The organism is Paludisphaera borealis (assembly GCF_001956985.1).
Taxonomy (GTDB): domain Bacteria; phylum Planctomycetota; class Planctomycetia; order Isosphaerales; family Isosphaeraceae; genus Paludisphaera; species Paludisphaera borealis.
In genome coordinates this window covers 3,737,337-3,756,625 of sequence record NZ_CP019082.1, presented here as the reverse complement: position 1 = coordinate 3,756,625, position 19,289 = coordinate 3,737,337, and the positions used below count along the sequence as shown (strand labels likewise).

Here is a 19,289-nt window from a genome sequence, read left to right as displayed (position 1 = left end):
CGCGCTGATGCGCGCCTGGTTGAAGTGGACCCCATCGTCAGGACCGAGGAGGGCGGCGAGGGCCTCGACCTCCGGTTATCGCTCTACGGGAATCCAACTTGCTCGCTGCGCCCCTCCAAATCATGGGCGGGTCTTTGCACCTTGGGAATCGATTCATGCCTCGAATTTATCTCGCGTTCGGCCTTTGCGGATTGCTGTTCGGCGGCTTGACGGATCGGCTCAGCGGCCAGCAGATCGAGAAGGACGAACTCGCCGCGTATCGACAAGCCGGGCTCAATGGCGGCGATCCGGCTCGGGGAAAAGTCCTGTTCGAGTCGGACGCCGCGGGCTGCAAGAAATGCCATGTTTTCAAGGGCGACGAGCGGGGCGCGGGGCCGGACCTGGGGGCCGTCGGCGATAAATACGGGCGCGAGCAACTGATCCGATCGGTGCTGGAGCCGAACGCTTGGATCCACCCCGATTACGGCACGATCGTCGCGACCACGACGGACGGCAAGGTGCATACGGGCGTACTGCATAAGCGAACCGACGACGAGCTTCAACTGCTCGATGCGGAGGGCAAACTGCTGCGACTGCCGCGCGCCGAGGTCGAGCAGGAGAAACGGACCGGCACGTCGCTGATGCCTGCCGGACTGAACAAGACGATGAAGGCCGAGCAGTTCGCGGACCTGATCGCTTATCTTGAGACGCTGAAGCAACCGGAAGGCGAGTCGCGGCTCGCGGGCATGCCGAGTGAGATTCCAGCAGTCGAAAAACCAATCCGGCTCGTGCCGCTGTATAAAGACGAACTGCGGTTCGACCATCCGGTCTGGATCGTCGCGATACCGGGCAGCAAGAGCGCGTTTCTCGTCGTCGAGCAGAAGGCGCGGAGGATCTGGCGCTTCGAAGTGGACGGAGGCGAGCATCAAAGGGAGCTGTTCGCCGACTTCAGCGACGAGGCTTCGACCGGCGACTTCGAGGGCGTGGTGTGCGTCGCCTTTCATCCGCTGTTTCTCGAAAACCGCAAGTATTACGTGAACTACCACGTCCGCAACCAAGGCAGCTTCTTCTCTCCGGTGATCGTCGAGCGGCAGGCGACCGCCGACCTGCGGCGCGACGCGGGCGTCCCTTCCCGGCGGCTCTTGCAGATCCATCAGGACACCGACCTGCACTGGGGAGGCATGCTGGCGTTCGGCCCGGACGGGTTCCTGTATATCGGCGCGGGGGACGCCGGTCCGCAGGAAGACCCCGAAGGCCACAGCCAGGACTTGAGCCGGTTGACCGGAGCCATCCTGCGGATCGACGTCGACCGCCAGGAGGGGGGCGAGCCGTACGCGATTCCCGAGTCGAATCCCTATCGAAACGCCGCCCCGCCCGTCCGCCCGGAGATCTGGGCGTCGGGTTTTCGCATGCCGTGGCGCTTCAGCTTCGATCCGGTCGCGGGCGACCTGTGGGTCGGCGACGTCGGTCAGGATCTGTTCGAAGAAGTCTCGATCGCCCGGGCCGGCGAGAATCACGGCTGGAACGTCTACGAAGGCTTCATGAAGTTCTCGGATCGCTACCGCCGGGAAGGCGAAAAATACACGCCGCCGGTGTTGGCCTACAAACACATGCTCGGCCCATCCGTCACGGGGGGCTATGTTTATCGGGGGAAGCGCAATCCGTCGTATTACGGGGCCTACATCTTCGGCGACTTCGAGTCGAAGCGGGTCTGGGCGTTGACGCAAGCCGACCGCAAGCTGACCAAGGTTCGGCAGATCGGCGAGTCGCCGCAGAAGATCGCTTCGTTCGGCGTCGACTCCGACGGCGAACTGCTGCTGGTCGGTTACGAGGGGACGATCTTCCGGCTTGTGCTCGATGATTCCGACTTCGATTCCGACGCAGGGCCGAAGGCTCATGTGAGGATGCTTCGCGACAACGCGCCGGCGGCTGCTCGCGTCAGCATCATTGGAAATGACGGCAAGCCGTACGGGCCGGTCGGCGCCGCGGCCCGCAAGACGAATCGCGACGAGTCGTATTTCTACGCGGACGACTCCTTCGACGTGAAATTGCCGCCGGGACGCGCGCGGTTGAAATTCAGCGGCGGCATTGAGTCCATCCCACAGACGGTGATGTTGGACGCCGAGACGACCACCGAGTTGACGGTGCGGATGCAACCGTGGATCGACATGGCGTCGCGCGGCTGGTACTCGGGCGATTCGCACGTTCACCTCCATACGGGCGGCCCGATCGACGTGAAGGTTGCGGACGCGCTGGTCGCGGCCCGGGCGGAGGGCGTCAACTACGTCAACCTCTGCGTGTCGAACAACGTCGGCGACGATATCCGAGATGCGGAGTTGATCACCGGCAAGCCGCACGCCACATCGACGGATCGGCATCTCCTCGTATTCGGCGAGGAGATGCGGAGCACGATCTATGGTCACATGCAGTTCTTTGGGATCAAGAAACTGGTGGAGCCGCAGTACACAGGTTTCGACGACACGCCGCACCGGAACGACTTTCCCGCGAACCACGTGATGGCCGAGGAGGCTGTCCGCCAGGGGGGCGTCGTGACGTACGGCCATCCGTTGTTCGCCAACCAGCCGTTCCCGTTCGAGAAGGACCTTGCGCAACCCAGCGGTGCCGCGCGGGAACTGCCCATCGACGCCGTGCTCGGCGTGGTCCATGCGGTCGATCTGATGTCGTATAACAGCGATGAAAGCCAATCGGTCGAACTGTGGTATCGGCTGCTGAATTGCGGACTGAGGCTCTCGGCGTGCGTCGGCACCGATGCGCTGCTCGATCGCTCGACCGAGCCGCTCGGCGGTGATCGGGTTTATGTGAAGACCGCTGGCCCGCTGACGATGCAGAGCTGGCTCGACGGGTTGAAAGGCGGCCGGAGTTTCGTCACGAACGGCCCCATCCCAACGCTTGAAGTCAACGGCAAGGGGCCAGGCGAGACGTGCGAACTCGCCGCGGCGGGCAACGTCCGCGCCTCCGTGACGGTGGAGAGCTATGCGCCCTTCAGCACGATCGAAGTGATCGTGAACGGCAAGGTGTCGGCCCACGATGAAACTCCGGCGGGCGACGAGGCGGGATTGCGAGTCAGACGCCTCGACTTCGAGCTGCCGATCGAGCGTAGCAGTTGGGTCGCCCTGCGCGTGCGCGGCCCCAACCATCACGACGTCTTCGACGGGGCCGCCTGGGCCCACACGAGTCCCGTCTACGTCGACGTGGCCGGCCAGCGAATTGTGAGCCGTCAGGACGCCGAGTACTTCGTCGACTGGACCGAGAAGATGCTGGGGGTCGTCGCCGCCCGCAACCGCTTCGCCAGCGTCGAGGATCGGCGGCAGGTCGAGGCGCTGTTTCGGAGAGCGCGGGACGAGTTCCGCAAGCGAGCGGATGCGAAGTAAGACCCGAGGCTCAGAGAAGGCCTGGGCGACGGCGATGATGATGCGGGCCGATTGGGAGTTGATCGGAGTTCGAAACGGAGCTAGAATTGACTTGCACGATCATGGTTCTCGTGAATCGCGCACGTCCCTTTCCTCCTTTCCGTGCATCGATGGAGGCCGACGATGATCTTTACATCCCACCCCATTGGATCGTCGAGCCCGGTTTCCTTTCGCGCTTCGAGTTGTCGCTGAGCCGCGTCGTCGCGCCTTCAGTCGACCCTTCCTGATCCAGAAGCAGCGTCCACCCGAGATCGGGCCGAGGCCCCTGTTCGTCCGCCGAACGTCGCGTCGGCGGTTCGCGCTCGTCGAGCGCCTTGAGTTCTCCTGGATTCGATTTTTCTCACATAAATGAATGACGAGGCCGATTATGAGGCGTCATTTCTCCCTGCGCCGGATCGCGGACGATGGCCGCGAGGCGCCGGACCTCGGCGCGCGGCGGGGCCGGGCCGACCGGCGGGGCGGCGGCCCCGGCGCGACGGTTGATCGCAAGACGATGCAGCTCTGTCATCAAGTGGCGGTCACGCTCGACGAGGTGCTCGCCGAGTGCGGCGACCCGCTCTTGCACGGCCTGCACGTCGTGGACGTCGAGCCGTCGCCCGACGTCTCGCGGCTGCTCGTGATCCTGGCCCCCGACGACGGCGAACCCGTCGACGGCCCCGACGCGCTGCATCGCGTCGAAGCCCATCTCTCGCGCGCCTCGGGCCACCTCCGCGGCGAGATCGCCCAGGCGATCACCCGTAAACGGGCGCCGGCCCTGGTCTATCACCTGGCCCTCGGCGAAACCGGGGCCTGAAACAAGCAGCCAATCGAAGACCCCGCGGGCGGGCGACCAGGAGGCGCCCGTCCTTCTTTTTCCCTCGTCCCACTTATTCCACGATCACGCGGCCGGGCTGGCCGGGGACGGCGGCTTCCTCGACGACGATGCTGCGGTCGAGGAACGAGCGGATGGTGGCGGCGTTGGTGCGGAGGTGTTCGGTCACTTCCGAGACGGTGTAGACCGACCGGCCTTCGGCGAGGGCCAGGGGCAATAAAATCTGGTCGGCGGAATGGGGATCGACGGCTCCGTCGGGGACGTTCAGGAAGGCGAACAGCTCGGCGACGGCCTCGTCGGCGACGAGCTCGGCGGGCTTGCCGCGCTCGCCGATCCCCACGAAGGTGGCGGCGGTCGAGCCGGCGTGCTCGGCGGTGAGGCTGATCGCGGCGCCCTGGCCGGGGCTGGTCCACGAGGCCGTCTCGATCTCGACGTCGACGTTCCAGCCTTGGTCGCGAATGCGCTCGAGCGCGCGGTCGCGGAGCCGCCGGGCGACGTCGTCGCGGAGGTTGGCCGTGCCGGCGACGCCTCGAATCCGCAGCAGGTCGCCGCGCGTGGTGCGGACCCACGGGCGCGGCCGGGCCGGCTCGATCCAGGCTTCGAGGCGTCCGCCCCCTCGGGGATAGAAGCCGGCGGCGGGCATGGCCAGCGCGATCGGCATCCCCAGGTTCGCCAGGTGCCCGCGCCAGGTTTGGTCGAGGAACGGATAAGGGGGCGCCTTGGGGTTGAACGTGCCGCCGGTCAGGATGATCCGGACGGCGGTGTCGGCCTTCAGAGCGATCGGCAGGTGCAAGGTCTGGAGGATCAAACTGGTCGAGCCGGCGGTGCCGATGTCGATCGTCAGGTCGCGCGGGTCGACCTGGCCCGGCCGGAACACGAGATCGCGCGAGCCGACCTCGGCGCCGGCGACGTCGGCGCCCCCCAGCAGCGCGGCGGCCTCGACGGCCTTGAGGTGCTGGGGGCGGAGGCCGGGCTTGTCGCGGTTGGCCCGGATCTTGGTGATCCGGAACGGCCGCCCGGTCAAGAGCGACAGCGTGAGGGCCGAGCGGAGGATCTGGCCTCCCCCTTCGCCGCGCGAGCCGTCCAGGACGATCAGTTTTTCAGCGGATGGCTTCGAGGAAGACACGGCGTGCGATTCCGTCGAGATTCGAGGACGCGTCGAGGTCGGGGCCGGTCGCACGGGCGTGGAGATTCGCTCGTGCGCGGCGTGGCTCGTCCAGCGCTTTCGACACGCGCGGGACGGCGCGGGTTCGATCCCCTGCCAACGTTCGTCCCGCCGCTCCCCCGATGTGTGGTCGCCTTCCATGGTCGCGCTCCTTGGGTCCGAAATCAACGGGGACGCCGCGATCCTCGCGGACGTTATTTTTTCACTTCGTCGTTGGCGGGGGTGATCGCGGCCTTGGCGGCGGTTTCCGACTTGCGGTCGAAGGCCCAGGCGAGCGGCGACTTCTTCTCGTCGACGACGCCGACCTGGTTGCGCAGGGCCCAGACGAGCACCAGCCGCTGCCTGCGCTCGTCGTTGTGCGGGTCGGACAGCGTGAACAGGAACGAGCCCAGGCTCCGCTCTTGCTCGGGGATGCAGCCGAGCACGGCGACCTGGCCGGCTTCGAGGACGAGGTTGGCCGCCAGGTCGCGGAGCGTCTCCTCCTGCTGGCCGTTGGCGATCTTGAAGTCCTGGGGCGAGTACGGCGTGGCCTGAAGCGGCTGGAACGTCTGCTGGATCGGCCCGTGGTGGATCTCGGGGGTGATCCGCATCGCGACCGAGTTACTCTCGTGGTGTCGAGGCGTCACGCGGAAGTAGCCGCTGGCGGTCTTGTAGTCCTTGCCGAAGGCGTGGTGGTCGCGGTTCAGGAGCAGGCTGACCTGGTCGACGGTGTCGCAGACGATGATGTTGGCCGGCTGTTCCTCGTCGATCTGGAAGATCGCGGGATCGACCTTGTTGGGGGGCGGGGCGTGGATGACCGCCTCCAGCTCGGACGGCAGGTCGCCGGTGATCCGGCCGATCCGCAGGCCGTTGGCTTGCAGCGCCAGCCGTTCTTCCGGGGCGATCGCCTGCTCGTCGGCGGCCTTCCAGACGACCTCGTTGATGACCGGATCGCGGAACGGACGGTTGAGGATCACCACCCGAAGCACGCACCTCTTGGCCTCGATGACCTCGCCGCCCTTGTTGCCGATCCGCCCGAACAGGCCCTCGGGCCGGAGCTGATCCTTGTGCGGATTGCAGCCCGCGACCAGGATCAGGCCGAGAAATGTGAGACGCGGGGCGATCGCCGAGAACCGGTTTCCCGAGCACATGGGGCGGAATCCTTTCCGCTTCGTTTCGTCGCCGACGACCCACCCGATCAAGTCCGATCGAACGGCCGGCGTGAATACCCAACATCAATGCCAGGACGAACTCCCGACGCAAACCCGCGCCAGCGCGGCCCAGCCGCCGACGTCGCCGAGGCGAGAGTTTAGGGCGATCGGCGAACCTCGTCAACCGCAACCGCGGCACCGTGTCAGCCGGCTCGCCTTTGCATCCACAGGGTGGCCAGCGACGCCGCGACGACCGACGCCATGCCAGCCATCGCCATCCTGCCGGTCGCGCCGGCGGGGGAATACCACGGAGGACGCGGGATGAGGATGCGATCGGTCCAGACGTTGTTGATGAACAGGCGGTCGTAATCCGTGATCCAGGGCGGGGCCGGCGGGTCGATCACCTGGACCATCGTTCCTCTGGTTCCAACCGGTCGGAGGACCGTGACGTGACGGGCTTCCAGGCGATGCAGCAGGAAGAGTGCATTGACGCCGCAATCGAGCTTGGCTTGTTCCTCGTCGGGATCGGCCTGAACGTTGACACCTCCCGCGAGCAAGACGACGGCCGTCAAACTCATTCGGAAGGACATCGCGGTGGGATTCCTGTTGGTTCGGTGCAAGTACAGCCTATCGACCTCAACCGGCGCGTCGCTGCATCCATAAAGCGGCGAGCGACGCGACGACCGCCGCGCCCAGGCCCGAGACCGACCAGGCCCACCAGTTGACGCCCTCGGAGAACGGTGCCGCACCGAGCTCGTTCTTCTGCGTCTCGGCCTTGGCGAGCTGGCTGTCGAGCATCGCCTCGACCTCGGACCGCGTCGGTTGCGGCTTGAGCTTATCCTGGCCGTATTTGTACTGAAGTTTTTTGAGATGATCCGAGATCGGCGTCCCCGGTTTGTATTTGCTCGTGAACACGTCGGGCCCCGGATGCTTGTTGAACTCCATTGTCCGATCGATGATGCTCATGGTCTGCAGGATGGTCGGCTCCCTGGTATAGACCGACAACCCCTTGGCGTCGTCCTCGATGTGGGTCTTGGAGACGGAGGCGACGGGCATCCAGACGTCCTCCTTGCCGATCTTGAAGGACTTCAGCGTGATGTCGGATCGGCTCGAAAGCGGGTCGACCAGATACGTCTCATGTCGCACGGCGTGCCCGTTCCTGTGGAGGTCGATCCAGTAGCGCTCGAAGAGCCGATCGGGGAGGTCCGTGCCCTTGAAGACCATGAAGACGGTGAGGACCTTCAGCGGGCGGCCGTCGACCTCCTCGTCCGTGACGGTCGTGGCGCGATCGTCCTTGTCCCGGATGCCTTTGAGGTCGTCGATAAGGAAAAAGCTCGCCGGGGTCTTGTAGCCCGAGATGCGGATTCCATCGAGATTGCGGATGTCCACGTTGCCGATCGACCGGCCGCCGGGGTGGTTGTGATGCTCGAACACCCGCTCCTGGGGACGGATCATGATCTTCTCGCTCGCGGCGTTGGCGTCCCCGCCGACGTTGTGGAGGATGTCGGCGAACATCTCCCCCTCCCGCTTCCAGACGAAGACGCCTCCGAACGTCTCGAAAACGCCGTTCGCATCGAGGTTGGCCTTCCATTCCTCGGCGAGGGCCCCCTTGTAAACGACGGCGCCCTCGAACTCGCAGCGGAAGTCCTCGATAGGGCGCTGGAGGGCCTCGATCGCGGCGACGAGCGAGCGGATGTCGTGGATGCCGTCGTCCGGGGGCGCGGAGACAAGGGCGGCGAGGATTGGAATCAGGAAGGAAGACACTGTAGCTGCTCCCGTGGGTGGTATGATCGCGATCGTCGATTGTGCCTTCGAAGAGAAAGAAGCCTATATAACTTATGAGGAGGTCGTCTCCAAGCCGCGGGAGGATCCAAGGAACCTGGAGAGTCGTCGCTCGCTATGTTCATGGATCCTCCCCTCTTGAGTCACCCGGACCAGGGCTCTCCACTAGGGAGCCTGGGGGCTCATAATAAACGGAAGCGTACAGTTCCCCTGATCTACTACTGTATCGCAGACCAATGCACCGGTGCAGAGCCCTTTCCTCTTGGCACCGCAACCAGGAGCGGACGTACCGCCTTTGGAATAGCCGCTTCCGGGCGCGGTTGTGGTGCCGCTGTAATTACCCGTGTATTTCGCTTGAGAGCAGGTGGTGCATTGGGCTCCGGGCGCGACGCAAGTTAGTGCGGCCTGGCTACATGAGTCTTGTTCAAGGATTAAATGCGGACTGCTTCCCCGCGAGCGCGCAAGCGTTGATGCGTTCAGTCCGACGCGGCCGCCTGCGTCGAAAGCGGCAGCAACAGAAACAACGCAGAAAACCGCGAAAACCAGTGATCCTAAGCGAAGGGATGTGGATCGGGAAAACATCAATTCGTTCTCCTTTTCGTGCCGACACCTGGTGAATCCCGGCACGTCGCCGGGATGTCTTGGAATGCTTGCCTCGCGTGTGGCAACGTCACTCGACGAGCTCGCCGCCGTTCCGTGTGCCGAGCCCGCGCCAGACCTGCCGAGCGATGGAATCCTTGGTGAATCGGACCGAGCCGTCCCCCATCAGGCTGTTCACGCCCCCCGGGTGGAGGCTCCGGGCGGTCACGATCCCCGAGACGACGCCCCCGGCGAGAGAGGCGACGTCGGGGGTGACGGCGTCGGGGATCCGCCCGTTCGGCTCCTGGGCGTGGTTGTACGCGCCGCACTGGAAGTCGCCGATGAACCAGTAGATCCCCGCCAGTCGCGAGAGCGGGAACTTCGGCTGCGCCGAGGCCAGTTGGCTGCACTTAAGGGCGTAATCGGCGCTCCGGATGTCGCAGAAGTCCATGACGAGGAGGTTGCCGAAGTCGCGGGCGGGCGACAGGCCGCCCCCCTCGCCCGTGCCCCGCAGGCGCTCGCCGTACGCGGCGGTGTGCGACAGGCCGTCGACGAAGTCGCGCGGGCTGAGTACGGAGCCGACACCGGAGTAGAAGCCGACGCCGCTGTCGAAGGTCTCGGCGGTCGTGAAGGGCACCGGGCCGAGGCCGTAGTTGCCCCGATAGCTCGTGCCGTAAGGCGTCGGCATCGGGCCCGCGTCGGACGGGCAGAGGTAGCCGGCGACCGGCGTCGAGAACGCCGTCAGATTCTGCGGGGAGGGGAAGTGATGGGCCTCCTTGTCGGGGAAGGTCTCGACGTCGAAGTTGATCGCGGCGTAGAGGGGCTGCTGCTCGATGTACGGCAGCATCCGCGCCAGCGCGGAGAACGGCCGACCGCCGATGCCCCAAGGGTATCCCCTCTCCGGGTCTATCCGGCCTGAGCCCCAGTTGAGCGGGAACGATCCGTGGGCGGTCTCGTAGTTGTGCAGGGCCAGGCCGATTTGTTTCAGGTTGTTGACGCACTGCGCCCGCCGCGCCGCCTCGCGGGCCGTCTGGACGGCGGGCAGGAGCAGGGCGATGAGAAGGCCGATGATGGAGACGACGACGAGGACCTCGATCAAGGTGAAGCCGGGCCGCGCGGAAGGAACAGGGCGTCGTCGAGTCGCGTGAAACATCTTTGTACGCCTCCGATTGGTTCCCTATCGAATCCCTCGTCAGTCGAGCGCCACGAACGGGATCTCGATCTTGCTCATCGTGGGATGGTCGGTGAAGATCGACACGACGCCTCGTTTCGCCCCCGGCTTCGGGTCGCCCTTCACTTCGAGGACCTGCGTGAGCGCGGATTCGTCCCCCGACGCCAGGCCACGGACGCCGAGCGTCTCGCAGTCGACCCGCGTCACCCGGAACGCCTGCTGATCCTGCGACTTCAGCACCACGCGATAGTCGTGGGCGCCGGATTTCAGGATGATCATCTCCGGCGCGACCGTGATGGGAGGAACGACTTTCCAGTCGACGACTTGCCGAAGGAGGACGTTCGACCCCTTCCGCATCAGAACCTCGGCGCGTCGATCTCCCGGTTTGCCGGCCGTGTCGAGGGCCGCATGGAAGAGGCGGGATTGGACCTCGACGCCGTCTTCCGAGGGGCTCTCCTGCTTCGGGCCGTCCCATTCGACGCGGATCGTCGAATGCAGCTCGACGAGATCCAGGTCGATCGGAGGTTCGCTCGCATCACCGGCGGCGAAGACCCGGAAGGCGGCCCGTGGGGCTTGCTTCGCCACGGGGAGGACGGGCCCGTCCGGGAGCGTCACGGATTCGACGCGCAGGGACGGGACGGCGGTCGCGGAGGTCCGCAGCATGATGCTCTCATTCGACGGCAGGTCGGTCACGACCTCCGTCTCGTTGACGACGTCGCCGAACTTGTCGTCCAGATGAAGCGTGACTTCGACGTCGGCGGATTCGCCGGGAGCGAGCCTCAACTTCTCGGCGTGCACGCTGCCGCAGCACGTCTTGTAGTTGATCACGTTTAGCAGATTGACGACGTTCGCCGTCGTGTTCACGAGTCGATACGAATGGGGAGACCTTCGCCCCGGCCGGCTGGCCACCACGCCGAAGTCATGGCTGCGGTCCGCCTCGGCGATCAGCGCGGGCTTCGACCCCGCGTTCGGAGTCGGCCGCCTCGCGGCCGAGCTTTCCTCGCGGCAGCCCGAGGCCGCGAACAGTACGATCGCGCCAAATTGGATGGTGCGTCGGCCGGGGAAGGCGATCATGCGACGAACCCCCGTAACCCGAAGCGTTTTTCGTGATCGAGACGACCCTGGCGGCATCTAACGGACAAGTGTCCTTGTCGACGAGGCGATTCGATCATAGAGGCCGGATATTGTCAAACACAAAAACACATTAAGTATCGATCAGGATTTGGCACGTTTCGAGAACGGGTGAGCGCGGGGGATTTGCGGGCGAGACAGGGCCTTGCCGTCCGGCTGTCACTCCCAATCCGGCGCTTGAGATTGGGGCGAGCAATCGGTATACCTGGCATGTCGGCGACGTCGGTGTTGGGAACCCCGACGTCGCAAACCTTGGCGGGCGTCTTCGAGTTTTTCTCAGAGATGACACGGAAGGTCCCCATCTTGACGTCTCTCCTGTTGTCGGACGTCTCCATTGGCCTGGCCTGCGCGGCGGCCGCGGCGGTGCTTGGCTTCGAGGCGGCGCGGTCGAGCAGACGGCGCGAGGCGTATCCCCGGCCGATCGTCGGGGCGCTGGCGGTCTTGCTGGCGCTGGTCGCCGCGTCGTTCTTCGCCACCGGCGCGGGGCTCCCGGCCGAGCATCCGACCCGGGTCGCGCTGGGCCTGGCCCTGGGGGCCGATTCGTGGGCGATCGTCGCCAGCCTCGTCCTCTTCGCCCGGCGGTCGAGAGCGACCGAAGCCGGCGAGCACCGGCCGTCGGCCTTCCGCGATCTTGAGGAGGCCTTGCGCCGCAGCGAGCGCGATTCGAGGCGGCTGAAACTGTTCGCCAGCCGTACAGACAACGCGATGATCGTCACCGACGCCCGATGGCGGATCGAGTGGGTGAACGAGGGGTTCACGCGGATCACCGGCTACCAGCCCGACGAGGTCCACCGCCGCGTCGCCGGCTCGTTCCTCCAGGGGCCGGAGACCAACCCCAGCACCCTGGCCTTCATTCGCCAGCGGCTCCGGGCCGGCGAGGGGGTCCAGACCGAGATCCTCAACTACGCCAAGTCGGGCCGGAAATACTGGGTGGCGATCGAGATACAGCCGATCTTCGGCGAGGACGGCGAGATCGTCAATTTCCTCTCGGTGCAGAGCGACGTCACCGAGCGGAAACGGGCCGAGCGGCGGATGGAGGTGCAGCACGCGGCGATGCAGATTCTGGCCGGCTGCTCGCGACTGGAAGAAGCGATCCCCCATCTGCTGGCGACCGTCGGGCTGACCCTCGATTTCGACGTGGCCGAGTTCTGGCTCTGGGACCACGCCGAGGGGGCGCTCTGGCTGGCGGGCAAGCCCTGGACGTCCAGCCGCGTCGGCTCGATCTGGACCGACGAGACCGAGCGTGGGCGGGCGAACCTGCGGTCCGGCCGGGCGCTCAAGCGGGTGTGGGCGACCGGGAAGCCTGTCTGGGAGCCCGACCTTGCGCTGGCCGAATTCGGCACGATCGGCCGCGTGGGGCTCGCGGCTCGCTGCGGGCTGCGAAGCGCCGTGTGCATTCCGGTGGCCGTCGGCGAGGAGTGTCCGGCCGTCGGCGTGATGATGTTCCTGAGCCGCGAGACCCTGCCGCGCGACGAGCCGCTATTGCAGGCGATGACGACGCTGGGACGCCAGATCGGCCTCTTCGCCGAGCGGAAGAAGGCCGTCCGCGAGCTGATCGACGTCAACGCCCAGCTCAACGCCGTGCTCGACGCCTCGACCCAGTCGTCGATCATCGCCACCGACCCGCGCGGCGTGATCACCGTCTTCAACACAGGCGCCCAGCGGATGCTCGGCTACTCGGCCGACGAGGTGATCGGCAAGACCACGCCCGAGGCCTGGCACGACCCCGCCGAGGTCGCCGACTACGCCGCCAAGCTCTCGGCCGAGCTGGGCACGTCGATCCAGGGCTTCGAGGCCGTCGTCGCCCGCGCCCGCCGCGACAGCTACGACTCCCGCGAATGGACCTACGTCCGCAAGGACGGCACCCGGCTTTCGGTCCTCCTGGCCGTGACCGCCGTCCGTGATCCGGAGGGTCGGATCAACGGCTTCCTCGGCATCGCCGCCGACGTCAGCGCGTTGCAGCGGGCGGAGCGGCAGGTCCGCGAGAGCGAGGCCCGGCTCCGCCGTCTGGTCGAAGCCAACATCTTCGGCGTGATCTTCGGCGACCTCAGCGGCAAGCTTCACGACGCCAACGACGCGTTCCTCGAAATGGCCGGCTACTCCCGCGCCGAACTCGCCCGGGGCGTCCTGCTCTGGGAGCACGTGATCTCGCCTTCATCGATCCGCCAGATCCACCGTTGCCGCGTCCAGCTCGGCAAGCACGGGATCTGCGCGCCATTCGAGCTGGAGATCCGCCGCAAGGACGGCCGCATCCTGCCGATCCTCCTGGGCCTCGCCCTGCTCGAAGAGGGGCGGCTCGACGCCGGTGCGCCGGTCGTGGCGTTCTGCCTCGACCTCACCGAGCGGAAGCGGCTCGACGACGAGCTGCGGCAGCACGCCAGTGATCTCGCCGAGGCCGACCACCGCAAGAACCAGTTCCTGGCGATGCTCGGCCACGAGCTGCGCAACCCGCTCGCGCCGATCCGCAACGCCGTCAAGATCATGAAGCAGCGCGGGTCGAACGACCCCGCCCTCACCTGGTCGCGCGACGTGATCGACCACCAGGTCAACCAGCTCGCGCACCTCGTCGACGACCTGCTGGAGATCGCCCGCGTCAAGCGCGGTAAGATCCGGCTTCAGCTTGAGGCGGTCGACGCCGGCGTCATCATCGACCACGCGGTGGAGACCAGCCGGCCGATCATCGAGGCTCACCGTCACCGGCTCTCGATCGCGGTCGCCGACGAGCCGGCCTTCGTCATGGCCGATCCGATGCGCATGGCGCAAGTCCTCTCCAACCTGCTGCACAACGCCGCCAAGTACACCGAGGAAGGGGGCCGCATCGAGATCTCGGCGGCCGTCGAGGGCGATCAGGTCGTCTTCCGCGTCCGAGACGACGGCATCGGAATCCAGCCGTCGATGCTATCGAGCGTCTTCGAGCTGTTCACTCAGGCCGACCGCACCCTCGACCGCTCGCAAGGGGGCCTCGGCCTCGGCCTGACCCTGGTCCGCACCCTCGTCGAGATGCACGGCGGCACGGTCGACGCCCAGAGCGAAGGCCTCGGCTTTGGCAGTGAGTTCACCGTCCGCCTCGCCCGCTGCGCCCCTGCCCTCGCCGAGCCCGAGCCCGCCGTCGCGCCGCCGTCGGCCGACCTGGCGAGCCCCGCGCGCGGGCGGCGGATCCTGGTGGTCGACGACAACGTGACGTCGGCCGAGAGCCTGGCCATGATCCTCACGTTCGAGGGGCACGACGTCCAGGTCGTCCACGACGGTCCGTCGGCCTTGCGGACGATCTGCGCCGACTGCTTCGACGTCGTGTTCATGGACATCGGCCTGCCCGACATGGACGGCTACGAGGTCGCCCAGAAGCTCCGCGCCCGCCCCGAGCTGGCCGACCTGCCGCTCGTCGCCGTCACCGGCTATGCCGAAGACGAAGCCCGCCATCGCTCACGCGATGCCGGCTTCGACGAACATTTCGTCAAACCCGTCGACCCCGACGCCATTCTCGCCTTCATCGCCTCGCTCGAATGGAGCGAGAAAGAGGCCGAAGCCGTCGCCGGGCCGCTGGACTGAACTCCAGGGGACACCCGGCCTCATGAGAAGAGGCTCGCGGTCGGCCAGAGGGGCCGAATACAAGCCCGAAGCGCCAGCGAGTGCATTTCCGGTCGGCCATTCGAACCATCATGACGCCGTGGGGACGCCCGGCCTCGCGGGCTCGGCACAAGTGTCGGGGCGTCAACCCACTGGGAGAGTCACTCACTTCCCCAGATGCGCGTCGGCGAAATTGAGGTACGCTTCCCAGTCGGACGGGAGCACGTCGTGGGGGCCGGGGCGGTAGCGGTAGCCGATGGTGCTCTTGACGAGCGAGTTCTCGGCCGGCTTGGGCCATGCGTCGAGGGCGAGGCCGTCCTTGCCGAGCAGGCGGTAGACGGGCTCGGCGGCCTTGGCGGCGAGGAATTCGCCCTTGGGGTCGGCCCATTTGTCTTCCTCGGCGCTGCTGACGAGGACCGGGCGCGGGGCGATGAGCGCGATCAGCTCGTGCTGGTCGACGGGGAGTTTCTCCTCGTGGCCGCTGTACTGGTGGAAGTTCGTGCAGAACCAGTGCGGGAAGCTGCCGTTGAGGTGGGCCACGTCCTCGCCGAAGATCCGCTTCGAGAGGGCCGCGCCTCCCGCGCCGGAGTTGTTCGAGATCACCAGGGCGAACCGCTGGTCCTGGGCGCCGGCCCAGAGCGCCGCCTTGCCGAGCCGCGAATGGCCCAGCACGGCGACCTTCTTGGCGTCGACTTCGGGCGTCGTCTCCAGGTAGTCGAGCGCCCGGCTCAGGCCCCAGGCCCACGCGCCGATGGCGCCCCACTCGTCGGGGTCGGGCTTGGTCTGGCCGGGTCGGTAGAAGAGCGGATGGACGCCGTTCTGAAAACCGTCGTCGAAATCGGGGTCGAGATCTCCGTAGCAGACGGTCGCAAGGGCGTAGCCGCGCTCCACGACGCGCTCGACCATCCAGCGCGTGGCGACCGACCCGCGCGAAGCCTCGGTCACCCGGTGGTCCACGACTCCCGTTCCGTGTTCGGCCCGCATCCAGGCCGTCGAGAGACGGACGCCCGGGTCGTGCGTGACCGCCTGGTTCCCCTCGAAATTCAGGCCCAAGAACGCCGGGGCCGGCTTGTCCCTCTCCGCGCTCTTGGGCAGATAGATCAACAGGTCCAGGTGCGGGCCGTCGGCCTTGTCGGTGAACCGGATCGAGACCTCCCGGCGCACCGCCTTCCCTCCGAGCGCCTCGCGGTCCTCCGATATGACCTCGTAGGTCGGCAGGATCGACTTCGTCGGCGTCTTGCCGTAGACCTGGCTGGCGAACAACTTGAGCAACTCGGGGCGCCGCACGGTCGTCCACAACTCGGCCGACGTGACGCTCCGCCCCTTCTCGGTCACGAGCGCGTCGGGCAGGCTGTACGGCTTGACGTCGCTCTCGTTGGTGTTGACCTTGGCGTTCTGCGCCTCGGCTTCATGGGACGACGACATGACGAGGACTCCAACCACCATCGGAACACATAAGCGCGCTGCGATCATCAGACCACTCCCCGGGGCGAAACCGAAACCGAACCAGGACCCCGTCGACGATGATCGCTCGCCCCGGGCCGACGTGCAACCCGTCGCCAGGGCGAGCGAGTCGGATCGGCTTACTTCCCGCTGAACACCAACACCCAATCGTGCTCGGCGTTCGGCGGGGAGGCGACGGCCTGGCCCTGGGCGTCGGCCTTGAGGTCGAACGCGGGAGCTTTCTTGCCTTCGACGGGGTCGAACCAGAAGACTTGCAGCGAGGCTCCGGCGGGGAGGCCGCGAAGGGCTACGTCGCGGGGGGCGGCGAGGTAGACGAGGCGGGAGCCTTCGGAGTTCGCGACGCAGAGGGGGGCGGGGGTTTTCGCCGGGGGCGCGGCGGTCCAGGCGACGAGGTCCGGGCGCGGCTCGAAGTGGTTCCAGCCGGGGATCGATTCGATCAGGCGGCGGGCGGCGGCGATCTGACCCGAGCCGGGGAGCTTCATGGCGACGTCCCAAGGGGTCGTGCCCCAGTTGTTGCCGCCCGGTGACGCGCCGTAGGGCGTTTCGCGGCCGTTGACCTGCCAGACGCCGTTGACGCCGTAGGTGTGGCCCGCCAGGCCGCTGGCGACCGCGTGCGCCCAGAACGCCTGGCGGGCGTCGGCCGCGGTGAGCGTGGGGCGGATCTCGAGCGCCTCATACCGCGATTCGCCGCTGATCACCGGCATCGTCGGCTCGGTCCGCCAGCCCTCGAACGCCTGGTCGGCCTGCCCTTGCGCCGGCGTGCCGTGGCCGCTCTGGTGCATGTCGAAGTCGAGGACCTTCGGGTCCGTTACAGAGGTCCGCGCGGTCCGCGACGGGTGGCAGGTCAGGAGGCGGTGGAACGGGTCGATTTCCCGGATGTAGGCCATGACCTCGGTCCATTCGCGCTTCTGGCGGTCGGCGTCGGCCTCCTTGGACTTCGACAGGTAGAACGGCATCGTGGTCTCGCCCGCCGCGCACCAGACCACCGGCTGCGCCCCCCACCGGGCGACGAGGTTGCGCCAGTGCTGCTTCATCTTCGCCTCGCCGAGATACGGAAGATGATAGCCCCACGCGCCGACGATGCACGGCACGAAGCCCTGATCGGCGAGGTAGGCGATGCGACGGTCGGCCGCGTCGAAGTACTCGGGACGAATCCGCGAATAATCCTTCTCCCAGGGGAAGCCCGCCTCGTTCTCGCCGCGCGGGTCGAAGGCCGGCATGTCGGGATAGAGGCCCGCGACGATCTGGACGACGTTGAACCCTTTCTCACGGCGGTCGGCCGCGAGCGTCTGGAAGTCGTCCGGCCAGCCCAGCCGCTTGGTAAGGCCCATCCACCATGTATCGCCGAGCCAGAAGAAGGGCGTCCCGTCGGCGTGGGCGAAGTGCCGATGGTCGTCGGCCACGCGGATCGGCCCGTGGATCAAGAGCGGGTTCGAGCCCGTGTACGGCGTCGTCTCGACGACCCCCTCGATCCCATGCAACCCGGCGTCGTCGGGATCGCTGCAAATCGACTTGTAACGATGCGTCCCCTGCTGGCGGCTCGAATAGCGGACCTTCCAGGCCTTGCCGCCGCTCCAGAACGCCGGCACGCGGAGCGTCGACCCGTCGGGCGCGGTGAAGTCGACGTCGAGCGTCACCGTGTTGAACGGGTCCGGCCGTTCCTTCGCCGACGTCAGCGCGACTTCCGCCACCTTCCCGGCTTCGACGCGCTGGGGCTCGGCCGCCCTCGCGCTGATCCCGATCCAGCTCAGAACGACCAGCGCCGCACCCACGCATCGGGCGCGGCGGAACAGGGTGTGAGTCATCGAGGCCCTTTCACTTCATGTCAAGGTCGGGAGAGGTCGGACGAAGGCTCGCACGGAAGGCGACGGCCATTATAAAGCCGTGCTGGGACGGAGGAAGAGTCTTGCGTCTCGCCGCGTCACGGGTAGAGGTCTTGATTCGGTCGGTAGAGTTGAACGACTGATCTTCGGTCCCTTCGAGAGTGGAGGCGGAGACGATGAGCTTGGCGACGTTGGATTGGAACGAACCTTTTATCGAACCCGTGAGCGATCCGACGGATGGCGTTGCCACGTCGGTCGAGGCCGCGCGGCCGACCGCGACCGACGACGACCATCTGCTCGACGCCTACTCCAACGCCGTGACGGGCGCCGTCGACAGGGTGGGGCGTTCGGTCGTGCATATCGAGGCGAAGTACGGCGGCGGTCGCCGGGGCGAGCGGCCTCGTGGCGGGACCGGCTCGGGGTTCGTGTTCACGTCGAGCGGGTACATCCTCACGAACAGCCACGTCGTCCACGAGGCCGATCGCCTGGACGTCACATTGGCCGACGGCAACCGGCTTCGGGCCGACCTGATCGGCGACGACCCGGAGACCGACCTCGCCGTCATCCGGGTCCTCGGCGAGCCGATCCCCCCCGCCGCTCTGGGCGATTCGAGCAAGGTGCGGGTGGGCCAGGTCGCGATCGCCATCGGCCACCCTTACGGCTTCCAGAGCACGGTGACCGCGGGAGTCGTCAGCGCCCTGGGGCGATCGCTTCGCGCGGCGTCGGGGCGATTGATCGACGACGTCCTGCAAACCGACGCGGCGCTCAATCCCGGCAACTCCGGGGGCCCGCTCGTCGACTCGCGCGGGCTTGTGATCGGCGTCAACACGGCCGTGATCCTCCCGGCGCAGGGGCTCTGCTTCGCGATCGCGGTCAACACGGCCAAGTTCGTCGCCGGCCGCCTGATCCGCGACGGCCGGGTGCGTAGGGGACGACTCGGAGTGGCCGTCCAGACAGTGCCCTTGCCGAGGCCGCCCGGCGACCGCGCCGGCGCGTCGAAGCGCGGCGGCGTGCTGATCATGAGCGTCGAGCCCGGCGGCGCCGCCGAGCGAGCGGGATTGGAGGAAGGCGACGTCATCATCGGCCTCGACGGCCACGCCGTCGGCGGCATCGACGACCTGCACCGCCTGCTCACCGACGACCGCGTCGGCGTGAAAATCCCGCTCCGCGTCCTCCGACGCCCCGAGATCCTCGCCTTCACGATCACCCCCGAGGAGTCGAAACCGTCGGCCCAGGAATGAGTCGTCGTCGGGAGC

12 protein-coding genes are annotated in these 19,289 nt (G+C 66.8%); 4 read left to right on the top strand and 8 right to left on the bottom strand.

The annotated features are described in order from the left end of the window. Window positions 1-155 precede the first annotated feature (155 nt). Entirely contained in the window at window positions 156-3,371 is a 3,216-nt protein-coding gene (locus tag BSF38_RS14640) for a CehA/McbA family metallohydrolase (protein WP_076346765.1), read from the top strand. Between the two features lie 406 nt (window positions 3,372-3,777). Then, a complete protein-coding gene (locus BSF38_RS14635) occupies window positions 3,778-4,203 on the top strand; it encodes a ribosome-binding factor A (RefSeq protein ID WP_083712949.1) in 426 nt (141 codons plus the stop codon). A gap of 73 nt (window positions 4,204-4,276) precedes the next feature. Here the strand turns inward: BSF38_RS14635 and rtcA are convergent, their stop codons facing one another. The 6 genes from rtcA to BSF38_RS14605 form a co-directional block, all read right to left on the bottom strand. Then, a complete protein-coding gene (gene rtcA, locus BSF38_RS14630; protein ID WP_168189377.1) occupies window positions 4,277-5,347 on the bottom strand; it encodes an RNA 3'-terminal phosphate cyclase in 1,071 nt (356 codons plus the stop codon). A 233-nt stretch (window positions 5,348-5,580) separates the two neighbouring features. Further along, window positions 5,581-6,516 carry a hypothetical protein gene (locus BSF38_RS14625; RefSeq protein ID WP_145952129.1) on the bottom strand — a complete coding sequence of 312 codons (936 nt, stop codon included), beginning with the start codon at window positions 6,514-6,516 and terminating at the stop codon, window positions 5,581-5,583. 203 nt (window positions 6,517-6,719) lie between these two features. Then, window positions 6,720-7,106: a hypothetical protein gene (locus BSF38_RS14620; RefSeq protein ID WP_076346759.1), complete on the bottom strand. Its 387-nt coding sequence runs from the start codon at window positions 7,104-7,106 to the stop codon at window positions 6,720-6,722. Between the two features lie 46 nt (window positions 7,107-7,152). Then, on the bottom strand, window positions 7,153-8,280 hold the full coding sequence (locus tag BSF38_RS14615; protein ID WP_076346757.1) for a hypothetical protein: 1,128 nt from the start codon (window positions 8,278-8,280) through the stop codon (window positions 7,153-7,155). A 688-nt stretch (window positions 8,281-8,968) separates the two neighbouring features. Further along, on the bottom strand, window positions 8,969-10,030 hold the full coding sequence (locus BSF38_RS14610) for a DUF1559 domain-containing protein (RefSeq protein WP_076346755.1): 1,062 nt from the start codon (window positions 10,028-10,030) through the stop codon (window positions 8,969-8,971). A gap of 39 nt (window positions 10,031-10,069) precedes the next feature. Further along, window positions 10,070-11,122 carry a DUF1573 domain-containing protein gene (locus BSF38_RS14605; protein WP_076346753.1) on the bottom strand — a complete coding sequence of 351 codons (1,053 nt, stop codon included), beginning with the start codon at window positions 11,120-11,122 and terminating at the stop codon, window positions 10,070-10,072. Window positions 11,123-11,482: 360 nt separating this feature from the next. Between BSF38_RS14605 and BSF38_RS14600 the strand changes: the two genes are divergently transcribed. Then, window positions 11,483-14,728 (top strand): PAS domain S-box protein, encoded by a 3,246-nt coding sequence (locus BSF38_RS14600; protein ID WP_168189376.1) that lies wholly within the window; start codon window positions 11,483-11,485, stop codon window positions 14,726-14,728. A gap of 183 nt (window positions 14,729-14,911) precedes the next feature. On the opposite strand, the gene BSF38_RS14595 is transcribed toward BSF38_RS14600, so the two are convergent. Beyond that, window positions 14,912-16,171 (bottom strand): glucuronyl esterase domain-containing protein, encoded by a 1,260-nt coding sequence (locus tag BSF38_RS14595; protein WP_210405723.1) that lies wholly within the window; start codon window positions 16,169-16,171, stop codon window positions 14,912-14,914. Window positions 16,172-16,329: 158 nt separating this feature from the next. Then, a complete protein-coding gene (locus BSF38_RS14590) occupies window positions 16,330-18,015 on the bottom strand; it encodes a glycoside hydrolase family 140 protein (protein ID WP_076346747.1) in 1,686 nt (561 codons plus the stop codon). 194 nt (window positions 18,016-18,209) lie between these two features. Between BSF38_RS14590 and BSF38_RS14585 the strand changes: the two genes are divergently transcribed. Then, entirely contained in the window at window positions 18,210-19,274 is a 1,065-nt protein-coding gene (locus BSF38_RS14585; RefSeq protein ID WP_076350908.1) for a S1C family serine protease, read from the top strand. The last annotated feature ends 15 nt before the right edge of the window (window positions 19,275-19,289 follow it).

Bases quoted from the DNA above. Each gene is read 5' to 3' on its own strand.
- BSF38_RS14605 (WP_076346753.1), bottom strand. From the start codon at position 11,122: ATGATCGCCTTCCCCGGCCGACGCACCATCCAATTTGGCGCGATCGTA.
- BSF38_RS14595 (WP_210405723.1), bottom strand. From the start codon at position 16,171: ATGTCGTCGTCCCATGAAGCCGAGGCGCAGAACGCCAAGGTCAACACC.
- BSF38_RS14640 (WP_076346765.1), top strand. From the start codon at position 156: ATGCCTCGAATTTATCTCGCGTTCGGCCTTTGCGGATTGCTGTTCGGC.
- BSF38_RS14635 (WP_083712949.1), top strand. From the start codon at position 3,778: ATGAGGCGTCATTTCTCCCTGCGCCGGATCGCGGACGATGGCCGCGAG.
- BSF38_RS14585 (WP_076350908.1), top strand. From the start codon at position 18,210: ATGAGCTTGGCGACGTTGGATTGGAACGAACCTTTTATCGAACCCGTG.
- BSF38_RS14620 (WP_076346759.1), bottom strand. From the start codon at position 7,106: ATGTCCTTCCGAATGAGTTTGACGGCCGTCGTCTTGCTCGCGGGAGGT.
- BSF38_RS14610 (WP_076346755.1), bottom strand. From the start codon at position 10,030: ATGTTTCACGCGACTCGACGACGCCCTGTTCCTTCCGCGCGGCCCGGC.
- BSF38_RS14625 (WP_145952129.1), bottom strand. From the start codon at position 6,516: ATGTGCTCGGGAAACCGGTTCTCGGCGATCGCCCCGCGTCTCACATTT.
- BSF38_RS14590 (WP_076346747.1), bottom strand. From the start codon at position 18,015: ATGACTCACACCCTGTTCCGCCGCGCCCGATGCGTGGGTGCGGCGCTG.